Genomic DNA, 1,929 nt, shown 5'->3' on the forward strand with positions numbered 1-1,929 from the left:
ATCGCCTCGACCGGCGTGCAGGTTCACGGCGGCATGGGCTTCATCGAGGAGACCGGCGCGGCCCAGCATTATCGCGACGCCCGCATCACGCCGATCTATGAAGGCACCACCGGCATTCAGGCCAATGATCTCGTCGGCCGCAAGATCGCCCGCGACGGCGGCGCGGCGGCTGGAATTCTGATCGCGCGGATTGAGGCGACGGCGGCCAAGCTCGCGGGCGCGGCGCAAGGCGAGATCGCGGCGCTTGGCGCGGCGCTGCAGGCGCCGGCGGCGCGGCTGAAGGATGCGGTCGCCTGGGTCGTGGCGACGCATGGCGCCCATCCGGCGCGGACGGCGTCGGCCGCCGTGCCGCTGCTGCATCAGTTTGGAGTCACGATCGGGTTCTGGCTGCTGGCGCGCCAGGCGGCGCGGGCGGCGGAGTTGCTCGGCGAGAACGGCGCCGATGCGACGTTTCTGCGCGGCAAGATAGCTCTGGCCCAGCATTTCGCCGGCCATGTCCTGCCCCACGCCGAAGCCTTTTTCCGCTGCGCGACCGAAGGCGCCCAAAGCGTCGCGGATTACGACATTGCCGGGCTCGGCGCCGAATGACGCGGGTCATCGAGGCGTAATGCGGGTTCTCTGTAATGAGAACCGGTTAGGAGCGAACGCGACCGGTTGGGCGTCTTTTTCGACGCCCGTCTGAAGCCGGGCCAGCGGCTGATGCGAGGGGCCTCGATGATCGCGATGAGTCGCGATCATCGAAACTTGTTATAAATCGCCGGGCCGGTCACTTCGACCGGCGTCGCGACAAGGGGCGATTTCGAGACGAGGCGGGCGACTTTTTCGCGCGGCCGCGATCACTTAGCCTTGTCGTTATTATCCGCCACAACCGTTACGCGCTGACCGCCGAACAAAGAATCGGGCGGGTTGACGACGATCTGATCCGCTGGCGTGACGCCATGGGTGATTTCCAGCGTCGCGCCGAGATCGCGCACAATGGCGATCGATTGCAGGCGCACCAATCCGTCGGCGTCGACCACCGCGACCTGCGGGCCTTCGGCGCGGAACAGCAGGCTGTTCGAGGGGACCGACAGCGGGCCTTTCGGCGGCAGGGGCAACGAGACCCGCACATAGGCGCCGGGGGTCAGAACGCCGTCCGGATTGGGCAGGGTCAGTTCGATGCGCTGCGAGCGGGTCGTCGTATCGATCGCGCCGGCGATCAGCGAGACACGCGCCGGGAATTTCTGGCCGGGCAATTCTGGCTGGGTCACCGTCACCTCGTCGCCCACCTTGATGCCGCCTGAATAGGCTTGGGGGACGTCGATGGTCACGCGCAGGGGATCCGGGCGGGCCATTTCGAACAGGGCCGATCCGGTGCTGCCGGCGGTGATCAGATTGCCGAGATCGACATTGCGTGCGGTGATCACGCCGTCGAACGGGGCGACGACATGTTTGAAGGCGGTTGTTTCCTGTAATTGCTTCAGATAGGCCTCGGCCTGATTTTGCGAGGCGATGGCCGTGTCATAGGCGTTCTGCTTGGTGTCTAGATCCTGTTTCGCGACCGAATTCTGGGCGAAAAGCGTCTTCCAGCGCTTCAGCGCCACATCGGCGAGCACGACATTGGCCTTGGCCTGTTCGAGCTGGGCCTGGGCCTGGCGCACCTGCTGGTCGAGTTCCGGCGTGTCGAGTTCGGCGAGCACCTGTCCCTTGGTCACCTTCGAGCCGATGTCGACGGCGAAGGAGCGGACATAGCCGGTGACGCGGGCGTAGATCGCGGTTTCGTTGTCGCCGCGCAGGGTCGCTGGCAGTGTCAAGGCCGAGACGCTCTTGCTCGGCGCCGGCGCGACGGTGCGCACGAAGATCTTCTGGCCTTGGGCGGTCTGTTCGGTCAGGGCGGCCTCGGCCGCGCCGCGGCTCCACAGCACCCGCACGGCGCCGATGACGAGGATC

General features: G+C 66.4%; 2 protein-coding genes. One reads left to right on the forward strand and one right to left on the reverse strand.

What is annotated here, in order from left to right; translation table 11 throughout:
• Window positions 1-588 (forward strand): acyl-CoA dehydrogenase (locus ACE3S9_RS19085; protein WP_374548056.1); only part of this gene is annotated, 588 nt, incomplete at its 5' end.
• Between the two features lie 248 nt (window positions 589-836).
• Here ACE3S9_RS19085 and ACE3S9_RS19090 read toward each other — a convergent pair.
• Window positions 837-1,929 (reverse strand): efflux RND transporter periplasmic adaptor subunit (locus tag ACE3S9_RS19090; RefSeq protein WP_374548057.1); only part of this gene is annotated, 1,093 nt, incomplete at its 5' end.

The organism is Rhodoblastus sp. (assembly GCF_041915505.1).
In the GTDB taxonomy this organism is placed as follows: Bacteria; Pseudomonadota; Alphaproteobacteria; order Rhizobiales; family Beijerinckiaceae; genus Rhodoblastus.